At 34.2% G+C, this 18829-nt stretch carries 15 protein-coding genes and 1 pseudogene; 5 read left to right on the forward strand and 11 right to left on the reverse strand.

The genetic code is table 11. The features are described 5' to 3' along the window. Positions 1 to 974 (forward strand): FMN-dependent L-lactate dehydrogenase LldD (lldD, locus tag Q1J40_RS08270; protein ID WP_301099658.1); only part of this gene is annotated, 974 nt, incomplete at its 5' end. Between the two features lie 186 nt (positions 975 to 1160). Here the strand turns inward: lldD and Q1J40_RS08275 are convergent. After that, positions 1161 to 2753 carry an L-lactate permease gene (locus Q1J40_RS08275; protein ID WP_301099659.1) on the reverse strand — a complete coding sequence of 531 codons (1593 nt, stop codon included), beginning with the start codon at positions 2751 to 2753 and terminating at the stop codon, positions 1161 to 1163. Between the two features lie 298 nt (positions 2754 to 3051). After that, positions 3052 to 3549, reverse strand: a complete 498-nt coding sequence (locus Q1J40_RS08280; protein ID WP_301099660.1) for a dihydrofolate reductase — start codon at positions 3547 to 3549, stop codon at positions 3052 to 3054. A 74-nt stretch (positions 3550 to 3623) separates the two neighbouring features. On the opposite strand from Q1J40_RS08280, the gene proB reads away from it, so the two are divergent. The 3 genes from proB to nth are packed head-to-tail and all read left to right on the forward strand — an operon-like array spanning position 3624 to position 6120. Next, complete coding sequence (gene proB, locus Q1J40_RS08285) at positions 3624 to 4724, forward strand: glutamate 5-kinase (RefSeq protein ID WP_301099661.1); 1101 nt, start codon at positions 3624 to 3626, stop codon at positions 4722 to 4724. Beyond that, on the forward strand, positions 4724 to 5485 hold the full coding sequence (locus tag Q1J40_RS08290) for a TSUP family transporter (RefSeq protein ID WP_301099680.1): 762 nt from the start codon (positions 4724 to 4726) through the stop codon (positions 5483 to 5485). The genes proB and Q1J40_RS08290 overlap by 1 nt, the downstream gene beginning before the upstream one ends. Beyond that, positions 5485 to 6120 (forward strand): endonuclease III, encoded by a 636-nt coding sequence (gene nth, locus Q1J40_RS08295; RefSeq protein ID WP_301099662.1) that lies wholly within the window; start codon positions 5485 to 5487, stop codon positions 6118 to 6120. The genes Q1J40_RS08290 and nth overlap by 1 nt, the downstream gene beginning before the upstream one ends. 67 nt (positions 6121 to 6187) lie before the next feature. Here the strand turns inward: nth and topA are convergent, their stop codons facing one another. After that, the gene (gene topA, locus Q1J40_RS08300) at positions 6188 to 8791 is read right to left on the reverse strand and encodes a type I DNA topoisomerase (protein ID WP_301099663.1); all 2604 of its coding nucleotides are present in this window, start codon (positions 8789 to 8791) and stop codon (positions 6188 to 6190) included. Positions 8792 to 8929: 138 nt separating this feature from the next. Here topA and Q1J40_RS08305 point away from each other — a divergent pair, with 138 nt between their 5' ends. Beyond that, positions 8930 to 9820: a LysR family transcriptional regulator gene (locus Q1J40_RS08305; RefSeq protein ID WP_301099664.1), complete on the forward strand. Its 891-nt coding sequence runs from the start codon at positions 8930 to 8932 to the stop codon at positions 9818 to 9820. On the opposite strand, the gene Q1J40_RS08310 is transcribed toward Q1J40_RS08305, so the two are convergent. The 8 genes and pseudogenes from Q1J40_RS08310 to accD all read right to left on the reverse strand — a co-directional run bounded on the left by Q1J40_RS08310 (position 9815) and on the right by accD (position 18757). After that, complete coding sequence (locus tag Q1J40_RS08310) at positions 9815 to 10870, reverse strand: oligopeptide/dipeptide ABC transporter ATP-binding protein (protein WP_301099665.1); 1056 nt, start codon at positions 10868 to 10870, stop codon at positions 9815 to 9817. The genes Q1J40_RS08305 and Q1J40_RS08310 overlap by 6 nt on opposite strands. A gap of 5 nt (positions 10871 to 10875) precedes the next feature. Then, on the reverse strand, positions 10876 to 11763 hold the full coding sequence (locus Q1J40_RS08315; protein WP_301099666.1) for an ABC transporter permease subunit: 888 nt from the start codon (positions 11761 to 11763) through the stop codon (positions 10876 to 10878). After that, positions 11753 to 12712 (reverse strand): ABC transporter permease, encoded by a 960-nt coding sequence (locus Q1J40_RS08320; protein ID WP_301099667.1) that lies wholly within the window; start codon positions 12710 to 12712, stop codon positions 11753 to 11755. The genes Q1J40_RS08315 and Q1J40_RS08320 overlap by 11 nt, the downstream gene beginning before the upstream one ends. After that, on the reverse strand, positions 12712 to 14400 hold the full coding sequence (locus Q1J40_RS08325) for an ABC transporter substrate-binding protein (RefSeq protein WP_301099668.1): 1689 nt from the start codon (positions 14398 to 14400) through the stop codon (positions 12712 to 12714). The genes Q1J40_RS08320 and Q1J40_RS08325 overlap by 1 nt, the downstream gene beginning before the upstream one ends. Beyond that, complete coding sequence (locus Q1J40_RS08330; RefSeq protein ID WP_301099681.1) at positions 14397 to 15341, reverse strand: sigma 54-interacting transcriptional regulator; 945 nt, start codon at positions 15339 to 15341, stop codon at positions 14397 to 14399. The genes Q1J40_RS08325 and Q1J40_RS08330 overlap by 4 nt, the downstream gene beginning before the upstream one ends. Before the next feature lie 321 nt (positions 15342 to 15662). Then, positions 15663 to 15998 (reverse strand): annotated as a pseudogene (locus tag Q1J40_RS09165) (sigma-54-dependent transcriptional regulator); the annotation flags it as partial. 561 nt (positions 15999 to 16559) lie between these two features. After that, a complete protein-coding gene (gene folC, locus Q1J40_RS08335) occupies positions 16560 to 17858 on the reverse strand; it encodes a bifunctional tetrahydrofolate synthase/dihydrofolate synthase (protein WP_301099669.1) in 1299 nt (432 codons plus the stop codon). Further along, positions 17858 to 18757, reverse strand: a complete 900-nt coding sequence (gene accD / locus Q1J40_RS08340; protein ID WP_301099670.1) for an acetyl-CoA carboxylase, carboxyltransferase subunit beta — start codon at positions 18755 to 18757, stop codon at positions 17858 to 17860. Before accD ends, folC begins: the two co-directional genes overlap by 1 nt. Positions 18758 to 18829 lie beyond the last annotated feature (72 nt).

Raw genomic sequence — 18829 nt, forward strand, 5'->3', positions numbered from 1 at the left:
TAGACACTGGAATTGAATTATTTGGTGAAAAACTCTCTATTCCAGCAATTCTTGCGCCAGTAGGTGCATTAGGTATGTATGCACGTCGTGGTGAAGTTCAAGCAGCAAAAGCAGCTGATAATAAAGGAATCCCTTTCACAATGTCTACTGTATCTATATGTCCTATTGAAGAAGTTGCACCTAAAATCAATAGACCAATGTGGTTTCAACTTTATGTTTTAAAAGATCGTGGATTTATGAAAAATGTATTGGAAAGAGCAAAAGCCGCAGGATGCTCAACTCTTGTTTTTACTGTTGACTTACCAGTACCGGGAGCAAGATACCGTGATATGCATACAGGAATGACTGGACCTTATAAAGAAATTCGTCGCATAATTCAAGGTGCAATGCATCCATTTTGGGCATGGGATGTAGGGATTAAAGGTAAACCACATTCCTTAGGTAATATTTCTTATTATATGAAAAAACAGATAGGATTAGACAACTACATGGAATGGTTAGCTGAAAACTTTGACTCATCGATCTCTTGGAAAGATTTAGAATGGATTCGTGAATTTTGGGATGGGCCTATGATAGTTAAAGGTATTCTTGATCCTGAAGATGCAAAAGATGCGGTTAGATTCGGTGCAGATGGTATAGTGGTTTCTAATCATGGAGGTCGTCAATTAGATGGTGTTTTATCTAGTGCTAAAGCTCTTCCTCCAATTGCAGATATGGTAAAAAGTGATCTTAAAATCTTAGCTGATTCAGGTGTGCGTAATGGGTTAGATATCGTACGCATGATCGCATTAGGTGCAGATGCTTGTATGTTAGGTCGCTCTTTTGTTTATGCGCTTGGGGCAAATGGCCAAGCAGGTGTTGAGAATATGCTTGATATCTTTAAAAAAGAAATGAACGTTGCAATGACGTTAACAAGTAATAAAAGTATTGCTGATATTACATCTGATGCATTAGTTGATTTAAGCAAACTATAATCTAATATGATTATCTTATGGGGAATAACATTACAAGTATTCCCCAAATCTTTGCATTTATTCCTACTCTCTTACCTTTATAATTTGAAAATTGACATCTATAAATAATCTAGATAACAAAAAACGATCTGATTTTACAAATTAATTACAAAATCAGACCGCTTATAAATTAACTATTACTTATCATTACACTACATAAAAAATAGGGATAATAAAGAATGCAACTAACGCAGCAATAATACCGTATACGATCATTGGTACTACAGTTTTCTTAAGAATTACACCCTCTTTATTATCAATATTTAGTACTGAGCTTACAGCAACGATATTATTAATACATACCATATTACCCATTGCTCCACCAACAGATTGTAAAGCTAACACTAATGTTGCTGATAAACCTGTTATTTCTGCTGTTGATAATTGTACACTACCAAAAGTTAAGTTAGATACTGTATTTGATCCTGAGAAAAAAGCACCAACTGCACCAAGGTAAGATGCAAATAATGTCCAATATTCTCCAGTTGCTGCAGCAAAACTTCTACCGATGATTTTTACCATTGAATCATCACCACCAACTAGCATTAAGTTAACCATAACTAATGCGCCAACAAGTGCAAAGAATGGATTTTTAGTTTGTTTTAAACTACCAACAAATACATCTTTTACTTTGCTTCCAGAAACTGCGAATACAGGAATTGCAATTAATACGGTAACAACAAATGGAATAAATGCTGGAACATATAAGAATTTATAACTTGCAGTCGTGGTTGTACCAAAAATATTTTTTAAGCTGAAAATAAGGCTTTGACTCACATCAAACAGACCTAATGACCCTAATTGAACACTAAACCAAGAAGTAGCATCATTCATCATTGCTTTAAATGGTAACTCTTGAAGACGAGTTACAATTAATATAATAATCAATAAACCTGTTGGGAATAATGCTTTGGCAACTTCCCCTTTTGTTACTGAACCTGATAAAGTATCTTCAACTTTTGCTAAACCAATACCTTTAGTGGCTACAAATACAGAAATAAGCAAACCAATAGCACCACCAACTAATGATGGAAACTCATAATTCACTTGAGCTAAGAAGAAATATGGTACAACACACGCAAAAATACTGATATAGACGAAAAGTAAATTTCTACGAATATCTTCCCATGATACGATCAAGCGTAACCCCATGATTGGAATAATTAATGCTGCAAAAGCATGAATAACCGCTGTCATTGAGCCAATTTCAAGAATTTGAACATCTCCTAGATTTAATGCACCAAACCCAAACCAAGTCGGTGTGCCAACTGCACCAAATGATACAGGAACAGAATTCATTACTAATGCAAGCATTGCAACTTTTAATGGATTAAAACCTAAACCGACTAAAATAGGTGCTGCAATTGCAGCTGGAGTACCAAAACCACTCGCTCCTTCAATCATAAATGCGAATGCCCAACTAATAATCATAATTTGAGCTACTGGATTAGGAGTAATTGTTCCTAACCATTTACGTAAGGTATTTGTAACACCTGATATTTCAGAGAAACGATTGAAAAGAATCGCTCCAAAGATAACGGTGATTGGAGTTTGTACCGATATTATAGCAGAAGCTATATTGGCACTAACTGTCGTAATATCTGTACCAAAGAAAATTAATTGAATAATAAGAACAACTACTGCAATCCAAGGTAATGCAACGTAAGAAGGTAATGCGTTACGTTTTACCATTAGATAGATTAGTAAAGCAATTGGAAAAATACTAAGAAAAAGAGCCATTCAGCACTCCATATATAAATAAAAAATTAAAAGATCAAGATCAAGTTTGAAGGCGCTATTCTATTAATATTTAACAAATATGAAAGCGGAATGTTATATTTTTGTGAATATACTCACAGTTTCATCGATTAGATGCTTAAAAAATACCTTAAAGCATAGAAAATTAAATACAATCTGACGGTTTTCTATTTAAAAGAGCGACTCTATCAGATTAATTTTAGCTTATTGCCACTTATATTCTAAATAGAAAACCTTCTCTTTTTAAGAGGTTGTCAGATTGAATCTGAGCTTCTATATTTTAAGATTTATTTTTTGCAGAGAAAATCATAAAATGACACGCATATTTATTTTTATCATCAATCTTTGAATACTCTTCTTTTTCTAATTTCCAATCTTGTTCTGTAAATTCAAAGAAAGTATCCCCATCAATATTTTCTTGAATCTCTGTAAGATAAAGTTTTGTAGCTAAAGGCATTGCTTGTCTAAATAATTCTCCTCCTCCGATAACCATAACTTCATCAACATTTACAAAACTTTTTGCTAATTCAACCGCTTGTTCTAAAGTCTTTGCTATATATGCCCCTTCAATATCTATATCTGAACGTGACAAAATAATATTGAGACGATTAGGTAACAACCGTCCTATTGATTGATAGGTTTTTCGCCCCATAATAACCGGTTTGCCTACTGTATTCTTTTTAAACCATGCTAAATCAACAGGTAAATGCCAAGGCATTGTATTATTTTTACCAATGGCATGATTTAATGTCCTCGCAACAATCAAACTTATTTGCATACATCTATTCTCCTTTTAAACAGCAGGATTTTATCAGATAATAGGCGAATACTTTATTTATTTTATTTACAATTATGTCTAAAACAATCGTTATCAAACTTGGAACAAGCACTCTAACACATAGTTCAAAGAATTTAAGTCGACCACATATGTTAGATATAGTAAAACAAGTTTCGGATTTGCATCAACAAGGGTTCAGAATTGTTCTCGTATCTTCTGGTGCAGTTGCAGCAGGGAGAGAATATTTAAACCACAGGGAATTACCTAAAACACTTGCAAGCAAACAACTCCTAGCCGCCGTAGGGCAAAGTCAATTAATTCAAGTATGGGAAAATCTTTTTTCTATTTATGGTATTAAAATAGGACAAATGTTATTAACCCGTGCAGATATTGAAAATAAAGAACACTTTTTAAATGCTCGAGACACTCTCAATGCTCTTCTTGAGCAACAAATTATTCCTATCATTAATGAAAACGATGCAGTAGCGACCGCTGAATTTCGAATCGGTGATAATGATAATTTATCAGCTCTAGTAGCGATTCTGGCTCAAGCTGAACAACTTATTCTACTTACCGACCAAGAAGGATTATTTGATAGCGATCCTCGAAAGAACCCTAATGCTAAATGTATTCCTATAGTTGAAAAAATCACACCAGAAATAAGACAAATGGCAGGTGGTAGTGGGACAACACTTGGTACTGGCGGAATGAGTACTAAAATTATTGCTGCAGATATTGCGACTCGCTCGGGAGTGGAAACGATTATTGCATCTGGTGAAAAAACTAATGTTATTGTCGATATTGCTCAAGGTTTAGAGAACGGTACAAAATTTATTGCACAATTAGATAAATTAGAAAGCAAAAAACAATGGCTCTTTGGTGCTCCACCTGCGGGAATTCTTTATGTTGATGAAGGAGCTAGTGTTGCTCTGATAACTGAACATAAGTCATTACTTCCTGCTGGTATTAAAAAAATTGAAGGCCAGTTTGCTCGAGGTGAAGTAATCAAAGTGATTAATACAGAAGGTAATCTTATTGCCCTTGGTATTTCTCGCTACAATAGCGAAGCCTTATCCTTAATCAAAGGGAAAAAATCTAGTGAGATAGAACCAACTTTAGGCTATGAATTCGGTTCTGTTGCATTACACAGAAATGAGATGGTTGTTTATAAATGATTGATTTAACTTTTGATGTAATAGCATTACTCTTTCTTGCTTCCTTTATTGCAGGAACTATTGATGCTATTGCTGGAGGAGGGGGGTTGATTACCATCCCCGCATTACTTGCAGTAGGTATTCCACCTACCCTTGTATTGGGCACAAATAAATTACAATCTTGTGGCGGATCTTTTGCTGCTTCATTCTATTTTATAAGAAAAAAAGCAATTAATCTCAAACAAATTCGCTTTTTAATTTTAATGACGTTTATCGGTGCAACTTGTGGAACTATTTTAGTTCAGCTTATTAATGTAGATGATCTGAAAATTATTTTACCTTTTCTGGTTATGATTATTGGAATTTATTTTTTATTTAGCCCACAACTGGGAGAGGAAGATAGAAAACAACGTATTAGTTATTTATTATTTGGCTGTACTGCTTCTTTAGGTATTGGATTTTATGATGGGATGTTTGGTCCAGCTACAGGATCATTCCTTACTTTAGCATTTGTAGCACTTCTTGGATTTAATTTAACCAAAAGTGTTGCTCATGCAAAAGTACTTAATTTTACATCTAATATTGCTGCGCTTATTTTCTTCGCTATTGGTGGAGCAATTATTTGGAAAATAGGCTTTATTATGATGATAGCTCAATTTCTCGGTGGAAATTTAGGAGCCAGATTAGTTGTTACCAATGGAAAGAAAATTATTAAACCAATTATCGTGACAATGTCACTTATTATGGTAGTCAAAATGTTATGGGATCAAGGGTACTTTTAATGAATAAAGCAAAACGGATAGAAATTTTAACTAGATTACGAGAGCAAAACCCTCATCCTACCACAGAATTGAATTATACTAATCCATTTGAATTACTCATTGCGGTAATTTTATCCGCACAGGCAACTGACGTAGGGGTAAATAAAGCCACCGCAAAACTCTACTCTGTGGCAAATACACCTCAAGCAATTTTAGATCTTGGTGTGGAAGGGTTAAAATCTTACATAAAAACAATAGGACTTTATAACAGTAAGGCTGAAAATATTATTAAAACCTGTCGAGATTTAATTGAAAAATATAATGGTGAAGTACCTCAAACTCGTGAAGAATTAGAAGCTTTAGCAGGAGTGGGACGTAAAACAGCTAATGTAGTGTTAAATACAGCATTTGGTCAACCGACTATTGCAGTTGATACCCACATTTTTAGAGTATCTAATCGCACAAACTTTGCTCCAGGAAAAGACGTTGTAAAGGTTGAAGAAAAACTACTGAAAGTTGTACCTGATGAATTTAAAGTAGATGTTCATCATTGGTTAATCTTACATGGTCGCTATACCTGTATTGCCCGCAAACCTCGTTGTGGTTCTTGTATCATTGAAGATCTTTGTGAATATAAAGAGAAAACAGAAATATAACTTTGCATAAAAATAAGTGGTAAGATTTATAGAGAATCTTACCGCTTATGTTTCACAGTTAAATTGTTTATTTTTTACGCTCTACCCATTTTCCATCTAGGTAATCCATTATCCATTTTGTTGCTTTACCATTCTTTTCGGAAGTAATGTATTGTCGTTTTTCTTTACGACTAAACCGGATAATAGCATCATTACCTTCAGGATCTTGTGTTGGTGCATCCGCTAAATATTGTAATTTCTCTGGCAATCTTTCGCGATATTGCGCTAATTCTGCAACCTTAGCTGCTCTACTTTCACGTGATTTAGGAAAATTATGAGCGGACATAAATACTCCACTGGCACCATCACGTAAAACAAAGTACGCATCTGATTTTTCAGTTTTTAATTCAGGGAATGGAACTGGTTCTTCTCTTGGCGGTGCAACTTCACCATTTTTCAGTATTTTTCTGGTGTTATCACAATTTGTACACGCCATATATTTCCCGAAACGACCTAGCTTGAGATGCATATCTGCACCGCATTTATCGCATTCAACGACTGGACCATCATAGCCCTTGATTTTAAAAGAGCCTTCTTCTATTAAATAGCCATCACAATTTGGATTATTTCCACAGATATGAATTTTTCTTTCGGGATCAATTAAATAGCTATCCATTGCTGTATTACATTTAGGACAACGTTTACGATGTAATAATGCATTCGTTTCTGAATTTTCATCTAATACATTCAGTAATTCGGATTCTGGAATTAAATTAATCGTTGTTTTACACCGTTCTTTTGGTGGTAACGCATAGCCAGTACAACCAAGAAATACTCCTGTACTTGCAGTACGAATAGCCATCTTACGTCCACAAGTTGGACAAAGAATATCGGTCTCAACCAGATTATTAGGACGCATACCACCCTCAAGTTCATCCAACTCTGCTGTGGTCAACTTCTCAGAAAAATCACTAAAGAAGCTATCTAATGCATCTTTCCAATTAGTATTACCCGATGCTATTTTATCGAGTGTATCTTCCATATTGGCGGTGAAATCATAATTCATTAATTCACGAAAAGATTCATTTAAACGATCGGTAACGATCTCTCCCATTTTTTCAGCATAAAAACGACGATTCTCAACACGCACATAGCCTCTGTCTTGAATCGTTGAAATAATTGCTGCATAGGTTGACGGACGGCCAATTCCTCGTTTTTCTAACTCTTTCACAAGTGCTGCTTCAGAATAACGTGCTGGTGGTTTTGTAAAATGCTGGCTTGGAATTACTTCATTGAGAGATAGCGTTTCATTTAGGTTAACTTCTGGTAATTCTTGATCTTCTGCCGTTTTACCTTGTATTGGTAATACTTTGGTCCAACCATCAAAGCGAAGTACTCTACCCTTTGTTTTTAACGAATAATCACCGGCTGTTACCGTTAAACTTGTAGAATCATATTCAGCAGGCGGCATTTGACAAGCTAAGAACTGACGCCAAATAAGATCATATAAACGCTCAGCATCCTTCTCCATACCTTTTAAGTCAGACTGTTTAACTTGAATATCCGATGGACGAATCGCTTCATGGGCTTCTTGAGCTTTTTCTTTACTTGCGTAGAAATTAGGTTTTTCTGGTAAATATTGCTGACCAAACTCTTTCTCAATATAGCCTCTCGCCATAACTAACGCATCTTGGCTGAGATTAGTTGAATCGGTACGCATATAAGTTATATAACCTGCTTCATACAAGCGTTGAGCTAGCATCATTGTCTTTTTAACACTAAAACCTAATCGTGTACTTGCCGTTTGTTGTAACGTTGAAGTAATAAATGGCGGCTTCGCTTTTGATGATGTCGGTTTTTTCTCAATATCACTGACAATAAATGCAGAATTTTGTAACGAAGTGACCGCTTGTGTTGCTTGCTCTTGATTTTTAGCTGAGAATTTTTTCCCTTTAAAGTGAGTTAAATCAAGAGATAACGCCCCAGATTGAGCTGAAACTTTAGTCATTATTTCCCAAAACTCTTCAGGTTTAAATGCTTTAATTTCTCTTTCACGCTCAACAAGTAATTTAACTGCCACAGATTGAACTCGTCCTGCAGATAATCCTCTGGCTACCTTTTTCCAAAGTAATGGAGAAACCATAAAGCCTACTACTCTATCTAAAAAACGACGAGTTTGTTGTGCATTAACACGATCTAAATTTAATTGTGCTGGCTTTTCAAAAGCTTGTTTTATTGCATTTTTAGTAATCTCATTAAAAACAACTCGACTAAAACGCTCATCATCGCCACCAATGACTTCTTTCAGATGCCATGCAATCGCTTCCCCTTCTCTATCCAAGTCGGTTGCTAAATAAATATGATCCGCTTTTTTGGCTAGTGACTTAAGTTCAGAAACAACTTTTTCTTTTCCGGGTAAAATTTGATAATTTGCCTTCCATCCATGATAAGGATCAATACCCATTCGCTTAACTAAAGCAGTTTTTTCTTTTTCAGCTTTAATTTTTGCTTTCTGTTCTGCACTCATTCCTTTAGTAGAAATGGTCTTTACCTTTTCTGATTTTTCTACACCACTGGTTGGTAGATCCCGGATATGTCCCACACTGGATTTTACTACAAAATCACTGCCTAAATATTTATTTATTGTTTTTGCTTTGGCTGGTGACTCAACTATAACTAATGACTTGCTCATTTATCCACCTAAAATAAAGAAACAATAGGATAAATATCTAACAAATTGTTTCTTTATAGTTTATATTTAATTAATTTTAAAATAGAATATATATACAGTAGCAAGGCTTTCTAAAAAAAACAATATAAAGGATGTAAAATGGATAAACTCAATGCAATTAACCTATTTTGTCGAGTAATTGAGACACAAAGTTTTACTCAAGCTGCACAACAGGAAAAAATTTCACTAGCTATGGCGAGTAAACTAGTTGCACAGCTTGAAGAACATTTAAATGTACGTTTATTACAGCGAACAACTCGTAAAATCACCCCAACAGAGGCTGGATTATTATTTTACCAACGTTGTCAGCCTATCTTAACAGAATTAAGAGATGCTGAAGCTTGTATCTCAAATACAGCATCTAGCTTACATGGAACACTAAGAATATCTGTACCAATGGATTTTAGTTCAAGATTTATTGCCCCTAACCTGGGGGGATTTATGGAAACTTATCCCAATATTAAATTAGATATTGAATTTACCGATCGTCGAGTAGATGTAATTGCAGAAGGCTATGATCTCGTTTTAAGAATAGGTAAACTTGAAGACAGTTCTCTTGTTGCTAAAAGAATTGCTCAAGCAGAGCATGCTATTGTAGCATCTCCTGCTTATTTAGAAGAGTATGGTACTCCAACATCAATAGAAGAATTAGATGACCATCAATGTTTAATATATGGTGAACAAAACTTTTGGCTGTTTAATGACAATGGGGTCAATGTTAAGTGTAAACTTAATGGAAAAATTCACAGTAACAATGGTCAATCTTTAGTTAAGATGGCGAAAGCAGGCTTAGGAATCATTAATGTGCCTAAATTCCTTGTTAAAGATGAAATTATGAAGGGGCGGCTCATTGCAATCTTACCTCATCTAGAACAAGAAAAACTTGATATAAGCTTACTTTACCCTCATAGGCGCTACCTATCTCCAAAAGTAAAGGTAGCAATTGAATTTTTATCAAAATTAATGGATGAACAACGAGAGTATTTATAATAAATTATTATTAGGCTCGACAACATCTTGTACTATCGTTAGAGCAAAATCTGATTTTTTAAGAAAATTTTGCTCTCTAAAGTTGATAGGATAATGACAAGCAAATTCATGTTGTTTAAATTTGCGTAAAGGTGGCTTAGTAATACATTTTTTTTGAGCAAATGGACATCTTGGTCCTAATCGACAACCAATGGGCATATCCTGTAACATGGGAATGGTACCTTTTAAGGTATTTAATTTACTTTTAAACGGATAAGGCTGGGAAAAATCAGGTACACTATGTAAAAGCACTGAAGTATAAGGATGAAATGGCATCTTTATAATTTCTTCCTTATCTGCTATTTCAACAGTTTGCCCACAGTATAAAATATTATAAGAATCCACCCATTTTTGAATACTTAAAATATCGTTACTTGCCAAAATAATGGATGTCCCCAAATTTTTATTCATACTGGAAAGTAAACGATAAATTTGTAATTGTGTTGTTGCCTCCATTGCATTGGTTGGTTCATCTGCTACGAGTAAACGTGGTTGATTTGCTACTGCCATAGCAATAATTACTTTTTGAGCTTCACCCTCTGTTAAATCACAAGGGTAACTGTTCATGATATCTTTATGATCTTTAATCCCTACCCGATGTAAAAGCTCAATTGCTTTTTTCTTTTTCCATCCAAACCATTTCCACCATTTCCCTTTAAAACGAATAGTCTGAATAAGCTGTCTACCTACAGATTTACTCGGATCAAGAGATAAAAGAGGATCCTGAAAAATCATTGAAATATCATCACCAATTTTTTTTCTTCGCTGTGAAGGAGATAATTTTAATAATTCAATCTCTTTAAACCGAAAACGATCAGCGGTAACAATCCATTCTTCTTTGACTAAACCACAGATAACTTTAGCAATCAGGCTCTTGCCCGAACCTGATTCGCCAATCAATCCACAAATTTTTCCTTCATCAAGGGTTAGATTGACATTATCAATCATCTTAACACGCCCTTTAGGCGTATCAATTTCAATACTTAAGTGACGAATATCCAATAATGCCATAAAAATTAGTACCGATATTTTCTTAATACACGAACAAGACCATTACCTAACATGGTAATAATAAATATAACAAATGTAATTGCTAACCCCGGTAGAATAACTGTCCATGGTGCAATATAAATAAGCTCAAATGAATCTCTAATCATCGCCCCCCACTCTGGCGTTGGACTTTTAGCGCCTAAAGAGATAAAACTCAATGCACTGATATCTAAAATAGCAATAACAAAGATATGAGATAGTTCTTTGATTACCGTAATCGTCAAATTTGGGAGAATAACATCTTTTATAAGATCCCAACGTTTCGCACCATCTAACTTTAATGTCACTACATATTCCCGTTCTAATTCATGCTGTGCTGTCTGATAGAGTTTATGAATAAAGTGAGGTAACATAGCAAGAAAAATTGCTAAACACGCATTAATCAGACTCGACTCTAACAATGTTGCAATAATAATAGCAATCAATAAAATAGGAGTAACTAAAAAAGTATCAAATAAATGACTAAGTAGAAAAACTGATTGACTTTTTCTTGTTACCGCAAATATACCAATGATGCCACCTAAGATACCAACCGCAAGACTAACCAATAATGCAGAACCTGCCGTATAGTAAAAACCATGTAAAATACGACTAAATATATCCCTACCAAGATCATCTGTTCCCATAAAATGAGCGATTTCTCCTCCATTATACCAAGAAGGTGGTAATAACTCTAAACCGATAAATTCTTTATTTGTATCATAAGGTGCAATTAAATGCCCGAGTAAAATTAATACTAGCAATAGTATAAATAAGTAGACACTTGTTAATGCCATAGCATCTTTACGCAAAAGCTTAAAGAATTGGCTAAAATATTCAGTCTCTCTAAACTGTTCAGGCGCTTTATTTAACATACCAATCCTTCTTATGTGACGGGTCTAATAAGGTTGCAACAATACTTGCAAGCAAATCAACAAACAGCACAAAGACTCCAATAGTAATTACCCCAACCGAAATAGCATGATAATCCTGAATAACCAATGCATTTATCATCCAGCGTCCTATTCCTCCCCAACTAATTACATTTTCAATTAACATTGCAAAGGCAAATGTTAAAGTAATATTACGAATTATTGTGGGAAGAAGAGGTAAAAGGGTATTTCTAAGAATATGATTTTTCCAAATTTTAAACGGCGACCACCCTCTAGCTTGAGCTATTTTGATATAGTTTTGTTGCATAATATACAATGTTCTTTGTTCAATAATTCTAATCATTTCTAACGTTGCTGGTACAGCTAAAACTATTGTAGGTAATGCTAAGTGTTGTAAAGCACTTTGCATCATTTTTAACTTATAAGGCGATTCTGATAATAAAATATCAATGAATGTCACGCCAGTTATTGCTTCAACATGATATATTGGATGTATTTCACCTATAGCTGATATTTCCCATTGATTTAATGAAGCATAAGACAACATTAAAATAGCAAACCAAAATACAGGTAATGCTAAACTTAGTGATGCTAATGTAGAAAGAATCTTACCCACAGAATATTTAGATAAGATTGCAGCAAGAAACCCTAGAGGTAAACCAACAATTAATGCCAAAATTAGCACAGCAATACATAAAGAGATAGTTGCAGGGAAAACATCTAATATCTGTTTCACTAAAGGTTCACCTGTTGTTTGACTAATTCCCCAATCTCCTTGTAGTAAATTACCAACGTAATCAATATAAGTTGAAAAATCATTCTCAAATAGGTTATTTAATGGATCTCTTAATAAAATGTTATAGCTAATGATAGAGAGAATGACTAATGTAATAAAGGTAAGAAATAGCTTTCTTAATGTTGCAAGTAACATTATTCATTCTCCACGTTATTTTTTAATTTCAACTTGGCTAGATTTATATGTCCAAATCGGCTAATTGAAAGATTCTCAATTTTATCCTTTGCAACAATAATTCTATCAACATTTATTAATGGTAAAATAGGTATTTCTTTTTCTAATAACACTTGTGCAAATTCATAAAGTCCATTTTTAGCATCTCCATCAGGCAAAGATTTTGCTGAATCAAGTAAAGAATCAAACTCATGGTTACACCAGTTAGATAAATTTGTAATAGAATTAACCGATTGACAACTCAAAATAGGTCTAAAAAAATCATCTGCTTCAAAATTATTGGCTAACCACCCATCAAGAATCAAATCATAATCTGCTGTATGATTTGCGATTTGTTGCGCTAAATAGGCTCGACTGACTTTTCTGATATCTAAACTAATACCAACCTTTGCAAGATCTGAACGAATAAGCTCTGCCATTTTAACAGGATGTGAATTATAAACTTTTTTCTCATCTACAACCCATAAATTAAAATGGTTACTTTTACGTAATTTTTTACTGATCGGCTCAGGCTGATAAGGATAACTCTTATTATTTTGTTGATGAGAAATAGCATAAGGCAATACACTATCTGCAATTTTAGCTGTATCGTAAAATAGTATTTTCAATAGACGTTTACGGTTAATCGCTTCTGCTATTTTTCTACGCAATAAGACATTTTGCATTATTTCCTGTTTTGTATTAAACGCTAAGAAAGCTAAATTAGCACCTTCATTCTCAATAATTCTATTTTTTTGTTTTTTTAAAATAGACATCTGACTAGGTTCAGGAAAAGCAAGAATATCACATTCACTATTTAAAAATTTAGCCATCCTTCCTGTACTCGAACTAGCAAAATCTACTACTATATTTGTAATTTGAGGTTTCTCTCCCCAATAATAAGTATTTGCTCTCAATCTAGCAAAATCATTCTGAGCATAATTTTCTAATTGATACGCTCCAGTACCAATTGGTAGTTGAGCTAATTGTTGTAAGTTATCATCTGCATTTAATTGAAGAGCATATTCTTTAGAAAGAATGACAGCATACTGGCTAGATAAATGCCCCAAGATTGCAGGATTAGGTGAGATTAACTCTATCTGAACCGTATTATTATCAAGCATAGTAACTTTCTTTACTGATTCCTCTAAATGAACACTTTCAAAATAAGGGAAGTAAGTTCTTTCAGCGATTTCAAGATTAATATGGTAACGTTGTAATGTTTCTTGTTGTTCTTCACTTAATTCTGGTAATTCAAAATCCTTATTCATCATACGATTTAAAGAAAACACCACATCTTCCGCATTCATTTTCCGAGTAGGAGTAAACCACTTCGTATGTTGAAATTCTACATCCTTACGTAAATGAAACGTAATTACTAATCCATCATCACTGACTTCAAATCGCTCCGCAAGTGAAGGAATAATTCGATTTTCAACAGGATCAAATTCGATCAACTTATCATAAATCTGCTCAGTAACAACATTAATATTACTACCCACCTCTGCCCTTTGTGGGTTAAAAGAACCATTCCAAGTATCAGTACAATAAATTGCACTGCTATTGAGTAACGGTTCAGGAATTCTTGGTGCAGCTAGAACAGTATTTGGCACATAGCCTAATGTTACAAAACTTACCGCTAAACTGACCGCTTGATAAACTAATTTCATTCTTTATTGATCTCATATTGACGTAACTTATTCGCAATTGCAGTATGCGATACGCCTAATCTCTGTGCTAATTTACGCGTGCTTGGATACTCAGCATAAAATTCACGAAGTAACGCAGCCTCAAAATGACTCACCATTTCATCCAGTGACATATTTTCTGTTGATCCCAAGGATAAAAACGTCGATTCATCTTGTGGTAAGTCCAACTCTTCAACTTGCAATGTACCATTACTCAAAGTACAAGCACGATAAAGAACATTATACAACTCTCGAAGATTTCCCGCCCAATAATAATGTTGTAAATGATGGATAAATTTATCCGTATACACAGGAGGTACAATTCCTAACTGTAAACTAATTTGTGCAATGAAATAAGCAACAAGTGGAATAAAATCTTCCTTTCGTTCACGTAATGGCGGTAGCGTAATCGATAATACATTTAAACGATGATATAAGTCCTCTCGTACCTTGCCCTCTTCCACTAATTGATTGAGTGGTGTTTGAGAAGTGCAAATTACCCTTACATCAACCTGAATTTCCTGATCTTCACCAACACGACGAAATACTCCATCATTCAGAAATCGCAATAACTTAGCTTGCATCTCTAAAGATAAATCTGAAACATTATCCAGTAAAACAGTCCCACCATTTGCATATTCAAAAAAGCCTATACTTTCTGAACCTACACGATGATAGCCAAACATTTCACTTTCTGCTTCATCTTCAGGTAATCCAGAACAATTAACCGCCACAAATTTATGATCACGTCTAAAGCTAAATTGGTGGCATGCCTTAGCAAAAATATCCTTGCCTGTACCTGTTTCACCTTGAATCAATAGAGGAGCATCTAGCATTGCAAACTTTTTAGTCTGCTCAACCACTTTTTTCATTTTAGGACTTTGAGCAATAATTGAATCAAAATCACTATTTTGATTCGTCATAAATTGACGTAAATCTAACTGCATTGATTGTTGAGATTGCAAAGAAACAACATATCCCAAAGGATGATTTTGATCTGTTTCCCATAATTCAATCGGCAACAAATCAATACGCCATACTTGGTTATCAAACTGGATTGGATTAGAAATAGGTTGCATAGTATTGCGTTGGGCCTGTATACCTTGTTCAAGAAAAGCACCATACCATTTAGTTTTATTTAAATTGACGAAAATATCGTTCAATGCCACATTCTCAAGAGAGGTGCATTTTTCTTGTTTCTTTTTCGGTAGAGTTGACTTGTAATAAGGTAATAACAGTTGATAGGCTTGCTGATTAGCAAACTCAATATTGCCAGATAAGTCCAAAGATAAAACGGGGTTAGGCAATGCCTCAAGCACAGCTTGTAACTCAAGGTTTCTACGTTCTTGTGGTAAGTAATTAATTAACTCGACTTTTTTAATACCTGAGATTTTTTTAATCGCATTTAATAGTGGACGTTGTAAACTATCATCAACAGATTCTGTTTTAACATAAACAATGCCCTTGTCCTCTAATCGTTGCAACTCAATCCCTTCAAGATTAACTTGTTTCTCAACCAACAAGCTCAAAATATCTTGAGCAACCCCGATACGTTCAATACATTCTATCGCTAATCTCATTACTCCATCCTTTTGCTAAATCAATAGACAAACAATGCTATTCAAATATTTCTCATGAACGAATCATACTATCAATCCAAATTTTTGGAAACTTTAGTTTACAGAGCCATGAAGAATTTATCAACAAACAATAAAAGTCATCAACTAAATCGAATTGGTATACTCTCAAAATATAAACAAGCGGTGAGTTCCGCTTTTATTTTTACAAAATTTCAGCAATAACTCACTGCTTGTCTATTAAAACTAGTTACGGTATTTTTTAATTTTTGCAATCTTCTATATTAAAGCATCAGTTTAGATTAGACTCAGAATAGTTATTGAAGATAGCCTTCCATTTAAAATAGCGCACCTGTTAGATTATATTGGAATTCTTCCTTAACACATTTTCTTTGATGTGTGCGATGATGATTATAATAGATTAACCATTCATTTAAATCAGTATGAATCTATTTTTGATCTTCTTTCTTTCGTTCTAAAACATACACTTATTGTCCACCTAAGATAATACTTTTCTCTGAGGCTTCTTTTTCAAGAATGGTTAACTATTTTTAAATATACAAATTAATGATTAATCCATAACATAAAATCAGCTACTGTATGAAATGATCCAAACACAATAATTACATCATTTTCTTTAGCCTTTTCAAAAAGAGCTAAACTTGCATTTTCTACCTGTTCATATTGATAAGCTTTAGCTATAGGTAATACGTTTATCAATTTATTATAAACTTCTGTACCAGATTGCCCACGATATCCATTTAGTCCCGCACAATACCATTCATCAATAATATCGTTTAAAGGCTCAACAATACCTGATATATCTTTATCTACCAATGCACTAAATACTGCATAAATATGTTGTTTTTCAGATTTTAAATTAGCTAACTGTGTTGCAAGATAACGAGCTGCGTGGGGATTATGTCCAACATCAACAATAACTGTTGCAAGCGGTCGGTTGTGGGAAAATTTTGCAAAATCTTGATTTTTCAATAATTGAAAACGTCCAGGCATCGTTGCTATCTTGGCTGTTTCTTGCAATATTTCATCACTAATATCGAAAGGTAATTGAGTTAATACTGCTAGTGCAGTCGCCGCATTAGGTAGTGGAATTTGTGGTATTGGTAAAGTTAATGTTTGATCCTTTGATTGCCAAGAGAATTTTTCTTGGTAAATCGAATAAGACCAATCAATATCTCGTTGTGAAACATAGCAATTAAATCGAGTAGCTTGCTCTAATATACTTTTGGGACAATCAGGTTCACCAATAACCACTGGAATATTTTCTCGGAAAATACCTGCTTTTTCTCGACCAATATCCTCACGGTTATCGCCTAAAAACTCTACGTGATCAATATCAATCGATGTGATAACAGCAAAATTAGTATCTACAATATTAGTTGCATCTAATCTTCCTCCTAACCCGACTTCAAGAATGGCAATATCAACTTGATGCTGTTTAAAAAGATGAAATGCAGCAAGCGTACCAAATTCAAAATATGTTAGAGATTGCGATTTATTTTGCTCTATTTCATTGAAAGTTTTTATTAAATCTTCATCTAATGCAGAATTACCATTAATTCTAACTCTTTCATTATAGACCAATAAATGTGGTGAACTATAAACCCCAACACGTAAACCCGCTTTTAATAACGCTGTTTCGATAAATTTACAAGTTGAACCTTTACCATTCGTACCCGCAACAGTAATAACATAAGGTGCAGGCCTTAATAGATCTAATTGGCGAGCAACATCACTGATACGATCTAATCCCATATCAATTGGCTTAAAATGACTTTTTTCTAAATAGGAAAGCCACGTTTCCAAAGAATCCGTGGCTTTAGGTATAACTAATTGAACCATTATATATTTTCTTTATCCTCAACTAATTCACTAGCTTGAAATGGAGTTGGTTTTCCAGTAATTTTAGCAATTAAACGTGACAACGTATCTCTCATATCTTTTCGATTTACGATCATATCAATTGCTCCTTTTTCTAAAATAAATTCACTACGTTGGAATCCTTCAGGTAATTTTTCACGAACAGTCTGCTCAATAACACGAGGACCAGCAAACCCAATTAGAGCTTTTGGTTCTGCAATATTAATATCTCCTAGCATAGCTAAACTTGCTGATACACCTCCCAAAGTTGGATCAGTTAATACAGAAATATAAGGTATTCCCTTTTCTCGCATTTTAGCAAGCACTGCACTGGTTTTAGCCATTTGCATTAATGAGAGTAATGCTTCTTGCATACGTGCACCACCGGAAGCAGAAAAACAAATAAATGGGATATTTTCTGCTAATGCTCTTTCGGCAGCCAATACAAATTTAGCCCCTACAACAGATCCCATTGATCCACCCATAAAATTAAAATTGAATGAGCCAACCACTACCGGCATATCGTAGAGTTTGCCATACATTACGATAAAGGCATCTTTTTCACCCGTTTGCTTTTGTGCAGCGGCTAGACGATCTTTATATTTTTTTAAATCTTTAAATTTTAAAACATCTTGCGGTTCTAATTCTGTTGCCATTTCTTCTGCGGAATCCTCATCTAATAATGCTAATAAACGCACACGAGGATCAATACGCATATGATGACCACACTTAGGGCAAACCTGCATATTGCGTTTTAATTCTTCACTATATAGAACTTGTTCGCAACTGGTACATTTTGTCCAAACACCTTCTGGAACCTTTGATTTTCCACTTGAAGATGATGTAGAGGTTTTTCCTAAAATTCTTTCAATCCAGCTCATTTTTATACCTTTTTCTGTTGAGAAAATTGTGTCTATTAAAACATAAAATGTAAAAATTGGGTATGGTAAAGC

This window comes from Otariodibacter sp. (genome assembly GCF_029256985.1).
Taxonomy (GTDB): Bacteria; Pseudomonadota; Gammaproteobacteria; order Enterobacterales; family Pasteurellaceae; genus Otariodibacter.

Excerpts from the sequence above, each read along its gene's own strand:
- nth (WP_301099662.1), top strand. The coding sequence starts at position 5,485 with ATGAATAAAGCAAAACGGATAGAAATTTTAACTAGATTACGAGAGCAA.
- accD (WP_301099670.1), bottom strand. The coding sequence starts at position 18,757 with ATGAGCTGGATTGAAAGAATTTTAGGAAAAACCTCTACATCATCTTCA.
- topA (WP_301099663.1), bottom strand. The coding sequence starts at position 8,791 with ATGAGCAAGTCATTAGTTATAGTTGAGTCACCAGCCAAAGCAAAAACA.
- Q1J40_RS08325 (WP_301099668.1), bottom strand. The coding sequence starts at position 14,400 with ATGAAATTAGTTTATCAAGCGGTCAGTTTAGCGGTAAGTTTTGTAACA.
- Q1J40_RS08330 (WP_301099681.1), bottom strand. The coding sequence starts at position 15,341 with ATGACGAATCAAAATAGTGATTTTGATTCAATTATTGCTCAAAGTCCT.
- Q1J40_RS08305 (WP_301099664.1), top strand. The coding sequence starts at position 8,930 with ATGGATAAACTCAATGCAATTAACCTATTTTGTCGAGTAATTGAGACA.
- folC (WP_301099669.1), bottom strand. The coding sequence starts at position 17,858 with ATGGTTCAATTAGTTATACCTAAAGCCACGGATTCTTTGGAAACGTGG.
- Q1J40_RS08310 (WP_301099665.1), bottom strand. The coding sequence starts at position 10,870 with ATGGCATTATTGGATATTCGTCACTTAAGTATTGAAATTGATACGCCT.
- Q1J40_RS08320 (WP_301099667.1), bottom strand. The coding sequence starts at position 12,712 with ATGTTACTTGCAACATTAAGAAAGCTATTTCTTACCTTTATTACATTA.
- Q1J40_RS08280 (WP_301099660.1), bottom strand. The coding sequence starts at position 3,549 with ATGCAAATAAGTTTGATTGTTGCGAGGACATTAAATCATGCCATTGGT.
- proB (WP_301099661.1), top strand. The coding sequence starts at position 3,624 with ATGTCTAAAACAATCGTTATCAAACTTGGAACAAGCACTCTAACACAT.
- Q1J40_RS08275 (WP_301099659.1), bottom strand. The coding sequence starts at position 2,753 with ATGGCTCTTTTTCTTAGTATTTTTCCAATTGCTTTACTAATCTATCTA.
- Q1J40_RS08315 (WP_301099666.1), bottom strand. The coding sequence starts at position 11,763 with ATGTTAAATAAAGCGCCTGAACAGTTTAGAGAGACTGAATATTTTAGC.